The following is a 20,036-nucleotide window of genomic DNA, read 5'->3' as shown; positions in this document are numbered from 1 at the left end:
TACCTAACAAAAAATTTTCTTCATTATTTCCAGACAATACTTTTCTCTTCCCTCTAATTTTTCCTCTTTTAACACTTCTATAAATCTGTTTATGTATACCTTGGAAGTACTTTTAATTAACGTTTCAGCAAGCTCCTCATGATCTTTAGTATTCTTTTTATTTTTAAAAGTTTTAATCCTTTCTCGGTTAACCTCTTCACCAAAATTTTTTATATATTGGATTTCAGGTGAAAGTTCATTTATACTCTGCCATGTGATAAACTTATCTATATACTCATCTAAAATATATTTATATTTTTCCATCTTTTTTCTTCTCATAATTTTATTGTTATCATCCATGCTGCTTATATCATCAATATCCAGCACCCTGATATTCCTTAAATTTACCACTTCCTTATCTACATCTTTTGGAACCGCTAAATCAAATATAAGTATACTTTTTTGCTCAGGCAGTTCCTCTCTATGTATTATGGTATGAGGCGCTGAAGTACAGCTTACTATGGAATCTACTTCATTGTAAAATTTATTTTTATCTTCAAAATTTATAAATCTTACTTTTTCATCCATGATGCTATTATTTTTAATATTATTTTTATCTCTAACTACTACATAAACTATATCTATTTCATAACTGAGTAAATACTTTAAAACCAACCTTCCTGTTTCTCCAAATCCTATTATCATAAACCTTTTAATGTCTTCCTTTAAAGCTTCCTTAACTACTATAGAAGCAGACGATACAGGTATCTTGTATATTTCACAATGCTGCCTGAAATTTTTACTACAGGCTATTCCCTCTTGAAATAATCTCTGCAGCTCTCCTTTTATGGAATTATTTTTTAAGGCTAAAGTATATGCTGTTTTTATTTGACCAAGAATTTGCTCTTCACCCAATATTTTTGAATCAAATCCACAAATAACCTCCATAAGATGTGTCACCACATCTTTTCCTTCTTTATAAAATGTATATGAGATTAGGTATTTATCCCAATTGAAATTATAAAATACAGAATTAATTAACTCATCATAGGACATTTGAGAATTAATATATATCTCCGTTCTATTGCAGGTACTAATAATTATAATTTCATCAACTATTTCCTTAAATCTTTTAAGATTACTTTCAAATCTTGAGGGTACAATTGAAAATTTTTGTCTGATTTCAATATCATAATTACTTTTTACTCCTATTAGTTGTAGCATGTAATCATCTCCAAATAATATAAATGTTATTATGTACTATCAGCTTAGCGGCTTATAAGGTTCAATATTTGCTGCTTGAAAGGTTCCCATTTCAGTATAAGCCGTAACTGCCATATCAATAAGCTGAAAACCAAGTACTGCACCAGTACCTTCGCCTAGTCTCATGCCAAGCTTTAACATGGGCTCTAAACCCAGCTCTTTCATAATCTCCTCACTTCCAGGTTCTGCAGAACCGTGAGATGGGAATATGAACTCTTTTACTTCTGGTTTTATTTTAACTGCAGCAAGGGCTGCTGCAGCAGATATAAAACCATCGATTACTATAGGTATCCTGTATAGTGCAGCCCCTAAAAAACATCCCACAAGACCAGCTATATCAAAACCGCCAACTTTTGCAAGCACATCTACTGGATCCCAGGGCTTAGGTTTATTTATATCTATGCAATGCTCTATAATCTTTATTTTGTTCTTAAAAGCTTCTTTGGTTAATCCTGAACCCACACCCACTACATCTTTTATATTACACCCTGTAAGTACTGCCGCTACTGCACTACTTGTAGTTGTATTACCTATACCCATTTCACCTGTTCCTATTAAATTAACCTTTTCTTCCTTCAAGTCTTCTATTATTTCAATGCCCACTTCTATAGCTCTTATGGCCTCTTCTCTGCTCATAGCAGGTCCTTTTGCCATATTCCATGTACTTTTTCTAATCTTTTTATTTATTATTCCCTTTTCAAATATATCATCATCTACACCAATATCTATTACCTTTATATTTGCCCCAGCATGTCTACTAAATACATTAACTCCGGTAAAACCCTTCATGAAATTTTTAGTAACTGTTGATGTAACACTTTTAGGACATGAACTTACTCCTTCATCTACCACACCATTATCCGCACACATAATGACTACAGTTTTATTTTTAACACTTGGAAATAACTCTCCTGTAATTCCACCAATTTGTTTTACTATTTCTTCTAGCCTTCCAAGACTCCCCAGAGGTTTTGTTAAATTGTCCAGTCTTTTTTGAATTTTTTCCGTTACTTCTTTGTCTATCCCCCTAATCCCTTTTACTGCGTTTTCCAAATCCATAGTTTTTCCCCCTATCCTAATGCATCTTCAAATAACCTTTCATTTTGTATACAATGATAAAGTTCATTTTTATCCATTGTTTCAAGTTTATATACCTTATAACTATGAATATTCTGAAGGCTTTTTACAGACCTGTCTACAGCTTCTAAATCTTCATAAATTATAGCAAGTGCATCACCGCTGTGAGCACCTATAATACCAAGTCCTCCTGTTGAAGTCTTGATTTTCATAATCTGCGGCAATACATCATATTTAAGTCTAATCTGATTTCTATATATACTTTCCGTTGATGCTAAGGCCATATCTGCCAGAGATTTTTTTCTTAATCCATTTTTAAATATTTTAATTAAATCATCTACTGAACTTAAGGGTTTAAGTTCCTTATTATTAAATTCCACAGTGTTTACTATTTTACTTCCTTCAAAGACTAACATATAAAATTTGATATATTCCCCTATGTTTTCTTTAAATACACCTTCTTTATAATCAAATATAGTCATTGAATTAAATATTATACTGTCTGTAGGCTCAACTTGAATACATGATTTTATTAATTCTTCTTCATTAAATGATCTATTAAAAAGCTTTAAAAGTGCATAATAAGTAGCACAAAGGTCTGCGGTACTGCTTGCAAATCCTTTTCCCCTTGGAATTTGGGAAGTTATAACCATGTCTATATTTTTTTCATAACCCGCATAACTCCATTTTTCAAGGATATTATTCATAAACTTCATACTTTTTGTGTAATTATACTTAAATACTGGACAATTACTTTCAAATAAAGTTACTCTAGTAAAAAAATTCACCGGACAGGATATTAATATATCTTTTCCATTAAAATTGCCCTGAATCATTTCACCTATACTCCCCGGATAACTTGCAGCAGCTTTCATATTTCCCCTCTTTTCTGGCTCATCCTAATAACTACAACTATTGTGAATTGTGAATTACCTCCACTCCTATGCATAAGGTCATTCCAGATAAATTTAGCTTACTAACTAGAATTTTCCCTCCTGAGAGTTCAACACAGGGTTCACACACAGCCTTCACACCAATATGTTCTTCTACAAATTTACTGCCTCTATACTTATACTGCACCGTTTTTATATCCTCATTGCTAAAGGTCCTAAATTGTGCCCCTAAAAATTCCCTTAGTTCTACAATTGCCTTCTCTTCACTTTTCACACTGGATGAGGCAACTATCTTGACGGCCCTTTCATCTATGTTATGTTCCTTAAGTTTTTCTCTTACTATACCTTTCATTGTTTCAGCTGAATAATTTTTTCTGCAGCCAATTCCAATAATGATATTTTTCCTTATGAGCTTAAGTTTAACTGTATTATCATAACCTTTAAGATAATTTAGTTTATTTGTTACATATACAATTCCTCTGGCAATTTCTAAATCAGTTGTATAGCCTCTTGGAAGCTGAATAAGATTTTCTTCATCTTTAAAGCCAATATTCTCACCATTTACCATAAGAGCTGAAATACACTTGGCTTTTTTCATATTATCTATTATTAACTTATTTTCTTTTGCAATAATATCTGGGGATTCTAAATTCAAGTTATCTGTGGCAGTAGTAATTACAGCTTCTGCATTTATTATCTCAGCTATTTTTTTTGAAAACTCATTGGCACCACCTAAATGTCCACTCAAAAGGCTTATAACATATTTCCCCAGTATGTCAACTACAATAACAGCAGGGTCTTTAGTCTTATTTTTTATAAAAGGGGCAATGGCTCTAACGGCTATACCTGTAGAAGAAATAAAGATTATAGCATCATAATTTTTCATAAGTTCTTCCGCAAGCTTTGTAATTTTAAAATTTTTAATTTTACTCTTTGAAAATATATTTACCGGTATAACACCATTTATTTTTTCACCAATTACATCACCATATTTATTCAAGCTAATTAGTGCTATATTCATATTCTAATACTCTATGCCTTCCCTTGCAGGTACCCCTTTATCCATATAATGTTTTATATCTTTCATCTCGGTTACAAGATCAGCCCTTTCTAAAATTTCCTCAGGTACATTTCTTCCAGTCAATACAAGTTCCATATTGTCTGGTTTTTTATCAATAAGTTTAATAATTTTTTCTACAGAAAGCAGCTTATTTGAAAGTGTCCCCATAACCTCATCCATTATCAAAATATCACAGTCATTATTTTCAAGAGTTTTTAAACAAAACTCATAGGCTTTCTCTACTTCTTTTTTTAGTTCTTCTTTTTCCTCATCATTTAATGTCCAGAAAAACCCTTTTTTCTTTTCAAACCTATATATTTTAAAATTACTTTCTAATTTTTTTGCACTTTCAATTTCGCCTGATTTAGAAGTTTTTAAAAATTCAACCATATACACCTTAAGGTTATTTCCTACAGCTCTTAATGCCAATCCTAAAGCTGCTGTGGTTTTACCTTTTCCGTTTCCCGTATATACCTGAACAAAACCCTTTTTTAATTTACCCATATTTTTACCTCCTTTTAAATCTGGATTATAAATAACAAGTCAATATGCTAGCATACCGGCTGGCTGTTTCTTTGAAGATGCCTTAAAATAGCTAACAGCTTTTCATTGGAACTTCTATCTTTTATTGCAAATCTTATAAAGTTTTTATCAAGTCCCCTGAAATTATCAGCTTTTCTTATAATTACTCCCCTGTGAAGACAGTAATCATATACCTGATTCAAGCTTATATTTCTTATCTTGCATAATACAAAGTTTGCGTAAGTCAAGAATACTTTTTCTACAAAATATAATTTTTCAAGCTCCTCCATCATAAATTCTCTTTCTTTTTCAATACAGACAATTGAGTCATTAATATAATCCCTATCACTTAAGCAATATTTAGCAGCCACTTCCGCAAAACAGTTAATATTCCAAGGATTCTGCATGCTCTTTATTTTATTTATAATGCTGTCATCTTTACTTATGCCATATCCAAATCGTATACCCGGCATTGCAAAAAACTTGGTCATTGCCTTTATTATGAAAAGACTTTTATATTTTTGAATTTCACTTATAAAACTAAATTCAGGTTTTCCTGTAAATTCTATAAAAGTTTCATCTAAAATAATTGTCTTACCATTTTTTTCACAAAAATCCAGTATAGGATGAAATTTATTCTTATCAATTACTCCGCCATTTGGATTATTGGGATTTCCAATTATAATGGAATCTACTCCTGTGAGTTTAGACATTATGTCATCATAATCAATTTCCATATTAGAAGACAAATAAGAAAATTCAATTCTACAGTTCCATCTTTTTGCATCCATTTCATACTCTACATAAGAAGGCACAACAATAAGTATACTTTTAAACAGGCTTATTGAAATGTCAATAATTTCAGAAGCACCATTACCTAAAACAATATTTACATTTTCCTGGCCAATATATTCTTTTATATACTTTATCAAATTTCTATAGTGAATATCAGGATAAACCACTGCATTTTTTAAAGCTTCTTGTATATTTTCCGAAAAAACTCTAGGAAGTCCAAGAGGATTAATATTAGAACTATAATCTAACAATTTCCTTTGTTTAAAAACTCCATCAGTATAAATATCTCCTCCATGAAGCATTCTACGTCCCCCTTTCACAGCAGCCTTAAAGCTGCAATCATTTTTTTGTCCACCTGGCCGCCTCCATGGCATAATAAGTTATTATTATATCTGCACCTGCCCTTTTAATTGATGTAAGCATCTCAAGTACTATGGACCTTTCATCTATAACTCCAATGGATGCTGCAGCCTTAACCATGGCAAACTCCCCGCTTACGCTATAAGCTGCTATGGTATGATTAAATTTATCTCGTGCCATCCTTATTACATCAAGATAAGATAAAGCCGGCTTTACCATAACTATGTCAGCCCCTTCAGCAATATCTTCTTCAATTTCAAGCATTGCCTCTCTGCCATTGGCCGGATCCATCTGATAGCCTTTCCTGTCTCCAAATTGTGGACATGAATCCGCAGCTTCCCTAAATGGCCCATAGAAGGCCGAAGCATATTTTGCACTATATGCCATAATACTTACATCTTTATATCCATTGTCATCTAAAATATTTCTAATTGCTTCTACCCTTCCATCCATCATATCTGAAGGTGCCACCATGTCAGCTCCTGCCTGTGCATGGGAAAGTGCTATTTTTGCTATGTATTTTAATGTTTCATCATTATCTACATTATTATCTACAACTATGCCGCAGTGCCCATGGCTTGTATATTCACACATACATACATCTGTAATAACCCAAAGCTCAGGTGCAATTTCCTTTATTCTTCTCACTGCTTTTTGAACTATGCCCTCACAGTCATAAGCAGCACTGCCTATATCATCTTTATAATCTGGAATTCCAAAAATCATTATACCTTTCACACCTGATTGAACTATGTCATCAATCAGCTCAGTAAGCCTATCCAAAGACCAGTGAAAATTATCTGGAAGAGATTTTATTTCTTTTTTTATATTTTCTCCTTCCACAACAAATAAAGGATAAATAAAGTCTTCTGGATTTAATTCTGTTTCTCTTACAATACTTCTTATTGTAGGATTTTTTCTAAGTCTTCTATGTCTACTAAACATTCTATTACCTCCATTTTGTGTTATTTGTTTTAATCATCATTTCAAAAAGCTCCTGTTTGTTTTTTGGTATTTTGCTGGAAGAACTTATTTGTCCATTTCTATACAAATGCTCAAAAACTTCAAGAACCAGAGGCTTCTCAAGATAACATTCATTTATTAAATCATTATCAGAAAAAATCTCATAAGGTCTTCCCTCTCTAACTATCTCCCCATTTTTCATAACAAAAATATAATCCGACCAGGAATATGCCAGTTCTACATCATGGGTTGATAAAATAACAGTAATACCCTTTTCATTAATATCATTAAATATATCAATAATCTGCCTTGCATGTTTAGGATCAAGGCTTGAAGTAGGTTCATCAAATACTATTACCTCTGGATTCATAACAAGTATATCTGCAATTGACACCCTTTTCTTCTGTCCATAACTTAAAAAATGTACAGCCTTATCTTTATAGTCATACATGCCTATATTCTCCAGAGCCACATCCACCCTTTCTCTCACCTCAGCTTCACTGAGTTTTAAATTTACAGCTCCAAAAGAAACTTCCTGATATACACTTGCTGAAAATAGTTGATTTTCCGGATCTTGAAAAACTATTCCGATATTTTTTCTTAATTCCATCAAGGATTTTTGATTATATCTCATCTCAGTTCCCTTATATACCAAACTGCCTTTAGTTGGTTTTAAAACACCATTAAAATTTAAAAATAGTGTGGATTTTCCAGAACCATTAACTCCGATAAATGATATTTTTTTCCCCTTTTCAATTTTCAAATTTATATTATTCAATGCCTTAGTTCCATCTGGATACTGAAAGCTTAAATTCTTTGCCTCAAGTATATATTTATTCATTATAGAATTCCCCCAAAAATGCTTTTACCAAAAGTTACAAGTATGAACACTATTTGTATAATAATCATCAATAAAATGTTTTTATATGAAATTTCATAACTATTTTCTATTAAATTTATTTCACCATCATAGCACCTGGATTCCATTGCAGTATAAATATCCTGTGACCGCTTATGTGAACTTATAAACAGGCAGGTAACCAATTTCCCTAATGAATTATACCCCGTCTTCATTGTTGAATATCCAAGCCTTGAATTTTGCGAAATAAAAATCATATTGGCTGTATCTAAAAGTACAAAAATGAATCTGTATATAAGTCCCATCAGTTCAACAAATAATTTAGGTACTCTCAGCTTTCTAAGTACCATCAAAACCTCAAAAATAGGAGTTGAGAGAGTAAGAAAATATAAACAGGAAACTGAGGCAAGTGCCTTAAAAAATATTTTTGAAGATATAAACATACTATCTTTTGTACAGCCAAGTGTAACATTTAATATACTAAAACTGAACAATATATCATTAGTATTTCCAATTATGTTTATTGCAATAGTAACAGTTCCAATAACCAAAAATACCAGTGGAACTGACATTAATTTTATATAGGATACAATGGGTATTTTTCCTTTAAAAACAGTTATAATGCCCATAAAAAATATTACTATTATTGAATATACTATGTTATTTAGAAGTATACAAAGTATCATAGTTAAAATAGAAAATACAAACTTTTCCACAGGATTAACATTTCTTAACTGAGATATATATGCCAGTTTATCTATAGAAATCATGATTTTTCACTTTCATCCTTTTTTGATTTGCCCTTTAAGTATCCGAAATAATAACACACAATCCCTGAGCCCACAGCGGCCTGTAATGAAAACAAGAGACTTTCTATTTCAGCACTTGGCGGTTCCCAAATGGAAGAAAACCACGGCTTATAACTTTTATCAATCTGTGTAATTGCCTTTTCAGCCTTATCATCAGAACCTGCAAACTCAGCATTTTTTAAAAATATTAGAGGAATAACCGCAATAGCTATTACAAGAAAACACAATATCAAATTCTTTTTAAACACACTGTTGTTTTTATTTTTGCCTTCTATATTCATGCTTATTATGCCTCCTTTGATATAACATTTAACTGTATAAGTTCTTCTTTGTCATAACTATTTAAAAGATTGAAAACCACAACAGTCAGTATTCCCTCACTTATTGCAAGGGGAATCTGGGTTACTGCAAATATACCCATAAACTTTACCATAGAGGCCAAAACTCCACCGGTAGCATCAGGAAATGCCAGTGCAAGTTCAATTGAAGTTGTAATATAAGTCATTAAGTCTCCAAGCATCGCCGCTGTAAATACCGCTGCAGATGATGACACATTCCTTTTCTTTAAAAGCTTGTACAGAAAATAAGATACTAAAGGTCCAACTATTCCCATGGAAAAAGTATTAGCGCCAAGAGTTGTGATTCCTCCATGTGCAAGAAGAAGTGCTTGAAATATAAGAACTATGACACCTAATACGCTCATAATTGCCGGACCAAAAAGTATGGCTCCAAGTCCTACTCCCGTAGGATGTGAACAGCTTCCTGTTACTGATGGAATTTTTAAAGCAGAAAGCACAAATGCAAATGCACCTGACATTGCTATTAACATCTTTATTTTAGGATTTAATTTTATCTTTTCTTTTATGGAAAACAAGCCTACAACTATAAAAGGTATGCATATAGCCCCCCATGCTATACACCATTTTGCCGGAAGAAATCCTTCCATAATGTGCATTGCAGATACACTTTTAGGAATAAACAATAATCCAAGAAAAATCCCCAATGAAATCTGATATTTTTTTGACATAAGAACACCTCATCACTTAATATTTTTTATATAAATTTTGATATCAGGTTGTTTCTTCAAACTTATAAAAAACCTTTTAACAAAGCGTTAAAAGGTCATAAATGGATATATTGTTCCATACATTCCATAATGCTATTTCCTCCTATCACTCGTAGAAAAAAATATTACACAAATATAGGCAAGTATCCTGACTTGAAAATCTACATCTAAGTACGCCTTCCCAGTTTCCCAGTGGCTAAGGTACTTAAACTCATTTCTTACAGTGGCGTGACCGTTCAGGAATTGCACCTGATTCCTCTTTAATTAATCAATTAATGATTAAACCCATATCTTCTTAATATTCACTTTTACTTATATGGTTTATAGTGGTTTTTCACCAATACTCTAACCCTTATTTTATATAGTAACATAAATTAATACTTCTATATATGTTTTTATACAACAAATTTTATTATTGCTAAATCACAAATAGTAGTAACAATCTATCAATTTTCATCTGAATAAACATACTTAATTATAATCAAACTTACTATTTTTATATAAATCATTATTCTCTGCTTCATGGAGATTGTTTCTTTTTTCAAGTATTCTATCACAAGCTTTTATTATGTCATTTTGATTTAATTCATCTTTTTTGTTTACTGCAACAAAAAGACAGGCATCTATAACTGCATTTTTTATATCTCTTCCACAAAAATCCGTAAATTTTTCTGCCAGTTCTTTAGTATTTACATCATAACTTTTAGGTATGCTGGGCAGTAGGTGTACCTCCCAAATTTTCTCTCTGCATTCTTCATCCGGCATGGTAAAATTAATGTTTTTAACTCTTGTTTCAAAAGCATAATCATAATTTTTTACCAAATTAGTAGCAAATATTACTACACCCTTAAATTTTTCAAGACAGATAAGCAGTTGACTTCTCATGGAATTTATAGCTTGTTCTGAGCCTTGAGTTACATGTGTAAGTCTCTTAGATAACATTGAGTCAGCTTCATCAATAAATAATACAGCATCATTGTTTTGGGCTGCCATAAATAAAGCTTCCACATTTTTAGGACCTTCACCATGATATTTACTTTCTATCTGTGCATAACTGGCTATTAATATTTTTTTGCCCAGCTTATTTGCTATGGCATGAGCAGCCATAGTTTTACCTGTTCCAGGAGGTCCATAAAAATTCAAAGCAGATCGTGGATGAGGCTCGAAGGTTCTTAAACCCCAAGTATCAAAAACTAAGGTTTCATTTTCTATAATGCTTAAGGAAATTTCAAGTTCCTCCAAAACATTTTTAGTTAAAATCAGGCTTTTAAAATCCCATTTTGGCTCTTTGACTTCATAGCGTTCTGCCCTTTTATCGAAGTTAAACTCATTGTTATTTTCATTTCTAAGAGACATTTCTACTCCTCCTATATTTTATTGAATTCTAAGTATTTCTAGCTAAACAGCTCTGGTTCATATGGATACTTGCCATATTTTATTGCCGCTTTACGCAAAGCATGGACATTTTCAGGAGGCGTATCAATTGGAAAACCACATCCTAACGCAAGTACATAACCTTTAGGATTGTCATAGGCTTTTCTAAGACATTCTTTAGCATCTCTCTCCACATCCTCTGGTGTTCCTAAATACATAGTTTCCGTAGGTTTTACATTGCCAATCAACACTACTCTGTCTCCTACAATCTTCTTTGCCTCTTCCAGATCTATCACATCGTCAAGGCTCAATGATTCTGCACCTGTATCTGCCATCAGCGTCCAAACTTTTTTGGTGTTTCCGCAGATATGAAGGTACGGAGCTCCCTTACCTGAAGCTTTAATAGAATCAACTATTTCTCTTAAATATGGAAGAGTAAACTCCCTGAACATATTCTGGCTTATTAAGCTTCCAGAAGCGGATGGTTCTGCTATACCCATGCTTACATCAAGTTTTGCAGCTTCTTTTATAAATGCAATTGTGGTATCAGTTACAAGGCGAAGGATTCTATGGGCAAATTCAGGATTTTTTCTTGTATCACGTAAAAATTTTTCTATTCTCATAAGATTTCCAGCGGAAGTAAATGGTCCAGGCACTTCCACTGAAACTGGTATTTCTTTTCCAAATTCATCTACAAGCTTTTCTGCAGTATCCAGCACAAATGGAAACCTCCCTGCTTTTGCAGGATGAGGTACACTTAATTTTTCCAAATCAGAATCATCCTTTATTGCATATTCTGAAACATAAGGAGCACCATGATCAGGAAAAACAAGTTTACTTCCTAATGCTTCAGCAATTCCTGCAAGCCCTGGACTAACTCCTGTTGATTCTATTCCATATTTTTCATTTGCTGCTAATTGCCCTTCAACAACCTTTTCCGGGAAAAAATGAAGATCAGATACTTTTACACCTATTATAGTTGCAGCATGATCACCTATAAAAATATTACAAGGTACTCTGTCAAAAGGCTTACCATTAATCATAGCTTCAATTCTTTCTTTTGGAGTCATTTCATCCTTTAATAAAAATTCACTCATATTTTCACTTTCTCCTTACCTTTAAAAAGATAAACATTTAACAAAAATCTTATCGAAATTCTCACCATTTGATAATTCAACTACTTTAATTGTTTTTACTGTATCTTCCATTTCTTTTCTGTATTTTTTATTTAATAAAAATGCACGCCCTCCAGATTTAGATGTATTACCGACAAAATCTATCTTATCTTCAAACTCCTTTGGTAATAAGCCTATATTTATGAGGCTTTTTGCTCTTAGATGATAGCCAAATGATCCGGCTATTTGTATTTTATCAACTTCATCTGACTGTACTTCTTTACTTTTCATAAGAAATTCTATTCCCGATCTTACTGCACCTTTTGCCAGTTGAACCTGTCTTATATCTTTTTGGGTGAGAAATACGTCTTTTGCTATTTCAAAAGCAATTTTTCCATCTAACTTTATCAGTCTTTTCTTCAGTACTTCTGGTAAATTAGACTTTTCCGGTGATGCAAACCTGCCATTTTTACCAATAACCCCGCTAGAAACCAGCTCTCCAACAATATCTAAAAGGCCGCTACCGCAAATTCCAATAGGCTCTCCATCTTCAATGGTTCTGATTTCTATAGAGCCATCTTCTTCTATATTAAAATATTCTACAGCACCTCTTTCAGCCCTCATACCATAAGTAATATTCATACCTTCAAAAGCTGGGCCTGCTGCAGTGGATGTGGAGGATAATTCACCATCTCTTCCTATTACCATTTCTCCATTTGTTCCAATATCCACAAATAGTGTAGTACCTTTTCTATCTTGGAGTCTTGTAGCTAATATGCCAGACGTTATATCTGGTCCTACATATGCTGAAATAATAGGTGGTAAATATATAAGCCCACTATCCGAGATGTTTAATTTATGATCTTTAGCACTTAAATAGCTTCCTCCCACCAACCCTGGAGTATAAGGGTATTTACCTAAAGAATATGGGTTTACATTGGCCGCAAGATGAATCATACATGTATTACCGCTGAAAACCACTTCATAAATATACTTTTTATCTATTCCAGTTTCTTTTGTAATCTTTTCTATCATGCCATTTAATTCTTTTATTATTTCAGAATACATTACACCTAACCCTTTTTCATCAGATGCAAATTTTATTCTAGATAAAACATCCTGGGCATGTAGACTTTGTGGATTTAATGCAGAAACTGAACCAACTTCTTTACCTGTATTAATATCAACCAATGATGTAACTAATGTTGTAGTTCCAATATCCACAACTAGTCCATAATTCAATGCTGTAGTATCGCCTTGTTCTTCTCCTATTATTTGTTCTCCTGCATATATAAAAGTCCTTCCCGTATCTTTATATTCTTTTTTAATAAAACTATCTATTTCTATATGAAAACTCTCACCATAATTTAATATTTTTAGGGTCTTATTTAAATTCTCTGATACCACCTGTACATCTATATCTGCCATTACCCTAGCCTGGCAGGATAATACAAAACCCTGGGACTTCTCCTCCTCTGATAAATGATGCTTACCCTCCTGCACTATATCTTGTAGGTTATTACTAACAACTTTTACCTTACATTTACCACATACACCTACTGCATTACAAGGAGACTCTATAATAACTCCAGCCTCCCTTGCTGCCTCTAAAATTGTAGTTCCTTTTTCCACGGCAATTGATTTATTATTTGTAACAAAATTTACTTTTACCATAAATTATGACTCCTTTACCACTTTTGTCATTGATACTATATTCTTTAGCGGGGTTGATGTACTAAGTCCGCAAGCTGGTGATATAATGTTAATGCCATCTTTTACAAGTCTATCTGTTTGATTGACAACTTTTTGCTCATCTCCAAACTCTAAAAGAATTGTACTAAGATTTCCCATGGTAGTAAGCTTAGGATACTCTTCCTTCAATGCCTTTAAATTGATAAATGCATCTGTACTTATGGCATCAGACCTGATTTCTGGAATATACTTCATTACAGCATTCATTTTTCCACATATATGCACAATAACTGGTGTATTCATTGCATGTATTGCATCAACAACTTTATTTATATATCTAACTGCATATTCTTTAAACATCTTTGGTCCTAATATCTCTCCAGTTGCAGTTGGATCAGCAATAGAAATTACACTTGCCCCATTTTCTATCATTAATTTTGCCAGTTCTATAATATGATTGCTTGCATAATCAATTACCTTATGGGCATCCTTTGCCTTTTTCCTTAACTCCTTTAAAAATTGAATAGGATCTACAATTGATGCTGACGCACTGACTGGTCCTGTGAGACTCCCTATTACAGGTACATCTGAATACTTTCGTGAAAGTGCCCAGGTAGCTTCAATTATTGAATTAACCCTGAGATTCTTCTCCATTGCACCCAATTCTTTAAATATTACATCTGATACAGAAGAAAATACCTCTTTCTGTATTTTAGGTTCACAGGAAAGAGTTCCATAGTTTATTTCACTCCCCAATACTTCCGCTTCAACAGTCATACAAAATGGTATGCCAAAATTTTCGAAACCAGTATTTTCATGTACATCACTTGCAATTTCAGCCATCAGTTTGCCATCATGGTGACCTTCTGGAAGCTTATGTCCAGTTTTATTCATTACCTCTACAATAGCTGAGTTCATCATTCCTCCTGGACAAATTACAGGCGGTCTATCTGTGGTCTCCTTTTTAAATGTACGAATTATACGTTCTTTTGGACTTAAATCATTCATAATAAATATCTCTCCTTCTGCTTTGTATATTAGCAATCACTTTGCACTAATCCCAAAGTCTTCTTCAGTAATAACTCCCAAAGGGTCTATATTTATAAAATTTTTATCATCCCAAGGTCCTCTTACGATTTTTTTAATAAAATCAATTCTCCCTTTAATCTCCTCATATTTAACATTGAGTAAACTGGCTATTTGTTTTGATTGTAATATTTCTTCATCTTGAGAAGAACGATCTGTGTGTATGAATAAAACTTTTTTATAACTATCATACATTCTGTTCAATAAGCTTAATGCCTTTTTTTCACCATGTTTTTCAAGAATACGCTGGTGATCAGAAAGTATTGATTTCTCTGTAATCATCCACCCACAAGTTAAATAAAATATTCCCTTTTCCTTTTCAAAATCACACACATAACCCTTATCTGAGGCAAGAAATACAGAAATACAATCATGTACCCTTGGTATTGTAAGTGCACAATTAGTTGCCTTTAAGTCCCTGGCAGCACCTCCGCACAAACCAAAAGCCAAAATAATTCTGCTATAACCTAAAGATTTATCAATAATATTTTGAAGTTCCCTGCCAAGCTTCTTAGGATAAAGATGATAATCCATAGATATAAACTGAAATTCTTCATGGGGTAATGGCTCTATTGATAATATTTCTTCTTTCATAACCTCACAAGCTATTACTTTTATCTTCATCATTATATCTCCCTGCTATTTCACATAACTAAACTTCAATTCAACAAACTATTACAGCTAATGATATAACTACTAATTTTCAAACCAAATATATTTTTAGAAAAGACTTATCAAATTTTCTTTATTTAAATTAACTCCTATTACACATACCTGTCCAGTATAGTCAGGTTCTGTGTCTCTTATTTCAAATTCATTTGGTACAAAATCAAACTCAACCCAATGATTTCTATCTGTCTGTACTATTCCTTTTGCTCTCAATACTTTGCCGTATAACTGTTCATTTTTAAAATTACTAAATATATATTTTAAAGTTTCTACTGAAAATAATTTAGGTGTTTCAATTCCCCAGCTGCTAAATATATTTGGGGCTGAATTTTTTCTTATGGTTTTAAATTTTGTTTCTACCTTTGGCCTTTTAATTATATTTACTTTTCTAAATAAATCCTTCTCACCATCCTTTTCTCCAACTTTAACGATACTATCTCCTGTTAAATCATCCCAAGGCGTGGTTATAATATTTGCCCTTTTGTTAAGCTCTCTTATTTTTGAAACTACACTCTGTAATTTTTTATAATCAACATTTTGTGTCCTGCTTAACACAATTGTATTGGCATAAATAATTTGATCTTTATAAAATTCACTGAAAAAATCAATAAAATCTTCATACATTGTAATATCAACAACTGTAATTATCATATTAAGAAGCACTTCATTATTTGACTCAAGCTTTTTTACAATTTTAACTATTTCAGAAAGTTTGCCTACTCCCGAAGGTTCAATAATAATTCTTTTTGCTTCCTGTGAACTAATAATTTCTTGAAGTACATTATTAAAATCATTAAGGATTGAACAGCAAATACATCCAGCATTTATTTCTTTAACTTTCACATCACACTTCTGTAAAAATTTATCATCAATACTAACTTCACCAAACTCATTTTCAACAACAATAACTTTCTCAGTATAGAAATTTTCATTTATTAACTTTTTTATTAATTTGGTCTTACCTGCACCTAAAAAGCCTGAAAAAATATCAATTTTTATTTTCATTGTCTCACTTCCTAAAATTACTGATAATCGCTGCAGAATCATATGTAAAATGCTGGGTAGTTGTTTGAAGATGTCTAATTCAGATTTTTTAACACCTGAATTAGACCTAAATATGTTCCTATATATTAGTTACTCTATCTCCCATATCTTCTAGATGCTTCAACCATTGCTGCTGCACTAAGTAGGTTTCCATTAGGAGGGAATTCACAGCCTGTGGAAAGAATAAATCCAGCTTCATTTTTTCTAAATAAATCAATTTGATTTTTGCAGTCTTCTAATATTTCATCAGCAGACATAACCAATCCTGTATCAGCAGGATCTGAATATCCAATAGTAACTACTTTCTTTCCCCAAGTTTTAGCATGCTCTTCCCAGGTTTTTGATCCGTGGGCAGGATGTGCTACAGATATTGCCACGGGATCTGACCATTTTATTACCTCTTCAAAATATACTCCATCTCCGCAATTGTGTATTGATACTGCTGCACCTGTCTCACGAATGGCATCAGCAATACGTTTAAGATATGGGCCCTCAAATTTTTCCCATGTTGTATTTCTAAGTACCGTTCCTGAAGAATACAAAGGATCTATACATACTGAGTGAGCTCCTGCCTCTGCTTGAGCTTTAGCATACTCTACAAGTACATCAGTTATAATATCTACTGCTTCCAGAACCTCTTCAGGATGCTTAATAAGATCTACAAACAAATTTTTGTGTCCCCTCATTTGAGACAATACACCTAACGGACCATATACAAATCCAAGGATGGCCACTTCATTTCCCCTTGCCTTTGAAAGGCCTTTTATTATATCAACAACTTGTTTCATACGCCTTGTTTCTCTAGGATTTATTTTTTTAACTTTATTATATTCATCAACAGTGGCAATTAATTGATTATTAAAATCGGGATACGCCGTACTATGCTTTGGGAAAATCAATTCTTGTCCAAAATCAGCAGCCTCTACTGAAAGATCCACAAGTAATAAAAATGCATCATGTCCTATCAATTCCTGAGCTGCCAATAAACTTTTAGTTGCTATTTCTGCATCATTAGACCATTTATCATATCTTGTACCTGTAACCCTGTATGAAGCACCACAAACTAGTGGTACAGCTGGAACCCTGTCTGCTTTTTTATGCTGCAGAGTAAGAACAACCCTTTCAAGTGAAGTTAATTCATCTTTTTTTTGTATCAGTGACATACCCTTTACCTCCTTTTTATTTAAACTATTCTTCAATTAAAATACTCTCTAGCTCTTTGTCTCCAATCAATCTTTTTGCAAGTGTCACAGCTTCTGCAGCATTTATGGAGTATCCATCAGCCCCAATCTTATCTGCATATCCTTGAGATACGGGACCTCCTCCTATCATAACTTTGAAATTCTCTCTTATATTTTCCTTATTGAGAAGCTCTATGACTTCATTCATTCCTTCCATTGTAGTAGTCATCAAAGTAGAAAGTACTATAATTTCAGCATTCTCTTCCTTTGCCTTTTCCACAAAGGTTGAAGGTGGAACATCTCTTCCAAGATCAATAATGTCAAAACCCGCAGTTTCAAGCATAATCTTTACAAGATTTTTTCCTATATCATGGGTATCCCCTTCAACTACACCTATAACTACTTTGTGTTTTATCTCATCATCTTTAGCTTTTATATGGGGCTTTAACACATCCAAACCTGCATACATTGCATCAGAGCACAACAAAAGTTCGGGAACAAAATATTCTTCCTCTTCAAAAAGTTTTCCTGCCTCATCCATACCTGCTGACAACCCTTTATCTATGGCCTCATATGCATCCAATTTTTCAGAAATAACCTGGTTAGAAATATTTACTGCTTCCTCCTCATCCATATTGAATACAGAATCTGCTAACTTTTTATATAATTCATCTCTATTAACTGACATTTTTTAACCTCCATTTTATCATTTATACTTGCTATGTTTTTTGTATACACTTCTTTAATCACAACATATCAAAGTGATTCTTAAATTCAGTTGGCACTATAATTCAATTTTTTGATTATTATATGATATTTTTCCAGAATTAGAATATTTTTCTGAAAAAGGGCAACACATTCTAGATATTGCTTCAAAATACTCATGCATAAGTACATATTAATTTTATTTATAGACGTCTTTTTAGATTGTTATAAGTCATAATTAGAAAAATAAAAAAACTCCCGCCTCAATACAGAGGCAGAAGTTAACTTCCACGGTTCCACTCTGTTTATTATGTATTAAAAATAAAGTACATAATAACTCATAAATATTGGTACAATAATACCTCAACGCTTTAACGGGCGTACCCACTGAAGTCTACTAACATTTCAATTCAGAACTCCGAGACGCACTTCAATCAATTTCCACTCAAAATCTCTTACACCCAATGGAGATTTCTCTCTGACAGCTTCCATGAATTTACTTCTTCTCATCTTCGCTTTTATTACTATTCCTATCTATTAACTTTGATTTAATGTTATTATATGCACTATTTTCTAATATGTCAATAAAAAAATAATATTTTTTCAATTAAATAAAGGTGTAGTTATTATTTAGCTCAAGTTTCCACACAAGGGAGTCTTCCACCATTTTATTACTACAATTCATGCATTTATGACCTAAAATCTTAACATCTTTTTCATCCAATAAACTGCAAATAGCTTCTCCATATTTAATGTCCTTTTTTATTTCTATGGGACTTGATTCACAGAAACCTGATTTTTCAAAAGGTAAAGAAGTCCTGGCACAAAGATGTATTATAGAGTTATCAATATAGTCCTCTAAACTTTTTATAAGACTATAAGATATCTCGCCACTGAATTTTTTATAAATTTTAGGACCTATAATATCAATATCACCGCTGGGATCTGCATAGGATATTATTCTGGTACCTCTTTCTAAAGCTTTAATGATATATTTTCTAATACTATTTTGTATAGTTAAAAGTGCATTATAAATAATATCACCTTGTCGTCTTAATCCCCTGTAAATAGCTAAGTTATCTATTAACAAAGTCAATATAGTAAAGGGAGCTTCTACATTAAGTGCCACAATATTTCCCCTTTTACTCAATATTTCAATACAATCCAGTATTTCTTTTATCCTACCCTTATCCGTATCAAATTCATGGACATCTGAAAGCTCTTCAATTTTAGCATACTTAAAACCATCTATTAAAATTCCATTGCTATCTTCATCTAACCTCACCTTGGCACCAAAAGCTTCTGCTTCCGCAGTTACAGAAAAGGGTATGTAGCAGATACAATTTTTATCAACTTCCTTTATTTTTTCAGAAACAACAGCCATATAATCTTTTTTAAAATGTGCATCTCCAAAATGTATGCCTGTTTTATCTAAAATTGCTGTTGGAATTTGCTCTATACTTTCACCTTTACATATGGAGTCAATATCAAAATTCATTATTTATCCCAACCCCTTTCACTTTT

20 protein-coding genes and 1 riboswitch are annotated in these 20,036 nt (G+C 32.5%); all 20 genes read right to left on the bottom strand.

What is annotated here, in order from left to right:
* Positions 1–3: 3 nt before the first annotated feature.
* Positions 4–1,203: a glutamyl-tRNA reductase gene (gene hemA, locus BS101_RS04800; RefSeq protein ID WP_073537791.1), complete on the bottom strand. Its 1,200-nt coding sequence runs from the start codon at positions 1,201–1,203 to the stop codon at positions 4–6.
* A 39-nt stretch (positions 1,204–1,242) separates the two neighbouring features.
* On the bottom strand, positions 1,243–2,301 hold the full coding sequence (gene cobT / locus BS101_RS04795; RefSeq protein WP_073537790.1) for a nicotinate-nucleotide--dimethylbenzimidazole phosphoribosyltransferase: 1,059 nt from the start codon (positions 2,299–2,301) through the stop codon (positions 1,243–1,245).
* 11 nt (positions 2,302–2,312) lie between these two features.
* Complete coding sequence (locus BS101_RS04790; protein ID WP_073537789.1) at positions 2,313–3,194, bottom strand: kinase; 882 nt, start codon at positions 3,192–3,194, stop codon at positions 2,313–2,315.
* A gap of 37 nt (positions 3,195–3,231) precedes the next feature.
* Positions 3,232–4,233 (bottom strand): cobalt-precorrin 5A hydrolase, encoded by a 1,002-nt coding sequence (gene cbiG / locus BS101_RS04785; protein ID WP_073537788.1) that lies wholly within the window; start codon positions 4,231–4,233, stop codon positions 3,232–3,234.
* 3 nt (positions 4,234–4,236) lie between these two features.
* Positions 4,237–4,776, bottom strand: a complete 540-nt coding sequence (locus BS101_RS04780; protein ID WP_073537787.1) for a cob(I)yrinic acid a,c-diamide adenosyltransferase — start codon at positions 4,774–4,776, stop codon at positions 4,237–4,239.
* A gap of 47 nt (positions 4,777–4,823) precedes the next feature.
* Positions 4,824–5,891 carry a pyridoxal phosphate-dependent aminotransferase gene (locus BS101_RS04775; RefSeq protein ID WP_073537786.1) on the bottom strand — a complete coding sequence of 356 codons (1,068 nt, stop codon included), beginning with the start codon at positions 5,889–5,891 and terminating at the stop codon, positions 4,824–4,826.
* A gap of 37 nt (positions 5,892–5,928) precedes the next feature.
* A complete protein-coding gene (gene hemB / locus BS101_RS04770; protein ID WP_073537785.1) occupies positions 5,929–6,894 on the bottom strand; it encodes a porphobilinogen synthase in 966 nt (321 codons plus the stop codon).
* Between the two features lie 4 nt (positions 6,895–6,898).
* Positions 6,899–7,753, bottom strand: coding sequence for an energy-coupling factor ABC transporter ATP-binding protein (locus tag BS101_RS04765; protein ID WP_073537784.1), 855 nt, complete (start codon positions 7,751–7,753; stop codon positions 6,899–6,901).
* A complete protein-coding gene (cbiQ, locus tag BS101_RS04760; RefSeq protein ID WP_073537783.1) occupies positions 7,753–8,541 on the bottom strand; it encodes a cobalt ECF transporter T component CbiQ in 789 nt (262 codons plus the stop codon). Before cbiQ ends, BS101_RS04765 begins: the two co-directional genes overlap by 1 nt.
* Positions 8,538–8,861 (bottom strand): energy-coupling factor ABC transporter substrate-binding protein, encoded by a 324-nt coding sequence (locus tag BS101_RS04755; protein ID WP_073537782.1) that lies wholly within the window; start codon positions 8,859–8,861, stop codon positions 8,538–8,540. The genes cbiQ and BS101_RS04755 overlap by 4 nt, the downstream gene beginning before the upstream one ends.
* A 5-nt stretch (positions 8,862–8,866) precedes the next feature.
* Positions 8,867–9,607: an energy-coupling factor ABC transporter permease gene (locus BS101_RS04750; protein ID WP_073537781.1), complete on the bottom strand. Its 741-nt coding sequence runs from the start codon at positions 9,605–9,607 to the stop codon at positions 8,867–8,869.
* Positions 9,608–9,767: 160 nt separating this feature from the next.
* Positions 9,768–9,950: riboswitch (cobalamin riboswitch) on the bottom strand.
* A 167-nt stretch (positions 9,951–10,117) separates the two neighbouring features.
* Complete coding sequence (locus tag BS101_RS04745) at positions 10,118–11,002, bottom strand: ATP-binding protein (RefSeq protein ID WP_073537780.1); 885 nt, start codon at positions 11,000–11,002, stop codon at positions 10,118–10,120.
* Positions 11,003–11,040: 38 nt separating this feature from the next.
* Entirely contained in the window at positions 11,041–12,117 is a 1,077-nt protein-coding gene (locus BS101_RS04740; RefSeq protein WP_073537779.1) for a uroporphyrinogen decarboxylase family protein, read from the bottom strand.
* Positions 12,118–12,138: 21 nt separating this feature from the next.
* A complete protein-coding gene (locus tag BS101_RS04735; RefSeq protein WP_073537778.1) occupies positions 12,139–13,809 on the bottom strand; it encodes an ASKHA domain-containing protein in 1,671 nt (556 codons plus the stop codon).
* A 3-nt stretch (positions 13,810–13,812) separates the two neighbouring features.
* Complete coding sequence (locus BS101_RS04730; RefSeq protein ID WP_073537777.1) at positions 13,813–14,835, bottom strand: uroporphyrinogen decarboxylase family protein; 1,023 nt, start codon at positions 14,833–14,835, stop codon at positions 13,813–13,815.
* Between the two features lie 36 nt (positions 14,836–14,871).
* Positions 14,872–15,540, bottom strand: coding sequence for a DUF1638 domain-containing protein (locus tag BS101_RS04725; RefSeq protein ID WP_242951403.1), 669 nt, complete (start codon positions 15,538–15,540; stop codon positions 14,872–14,874).
* A 93-nt stretch (positions 15,541–15,633) separates the two neighbouring features.
* Entirely contained in the window at positions 15,634–16,587 is a 954-nt protein-coding gene (locus BS101_RS04720) for a CobW family GTP-binding protein (RefSeq protein WP_073537775.1), read from the bottom strand.
* A 134-nt stretch (positions 16,588–16,721) separates the two neighbouring features.
* On the bottom strand, positions 16,722–17,789 hold the full coding sequence (locus tag BS101_RS04715) for a uroporphyrinogen decarboxylase family protein (protein WP_073537774.1): 1,068 nt from the start codon (positions 17,787–17,789) through the stop codon (positions 16,722–16,724).
* Between the two features lie 25 nt (positions 17,790–17,814).
* Positions 17,815–18,495, bottom strand: coding sequence for a corrinoid protein (locus tag BS101_RS04710; RefSeq protein WP_073537773.1), 681 nt, complete (start codon positions 18,493–18,495; stop codon positions 17,815–17,817).
* A gap of 624 nt (positions 18,496–19,119) precedes the next feature.
* Positions 19,120–20,010, bottom strand: a complete 891-nt coding sequence (locus BS101_RS04705) for a uroporphyrinogen decarboxylase family protein (protein WP_073537772.1) — start codon at positions 20,008–20,010, stop codon at positions 19,120–19,122.
* Between the last annotated feature and the right edge of the window lie 26 nt (positions 20,011–20,036).

Source organism: Clostridium kluyveri (genome assembly GCF_001902295.1).
Lineage (GTDB): Bacteria > Bacillota > Clostridia > Clostridiales > Clostridiaceae > Clostridium_B > Clostridium_B kluyveri_B.
The sequence above is the reverse complement of the archived record's forward strand: the minus strand, read 5'-3'. Positions and strand labels throughout refer to the sequence as shown.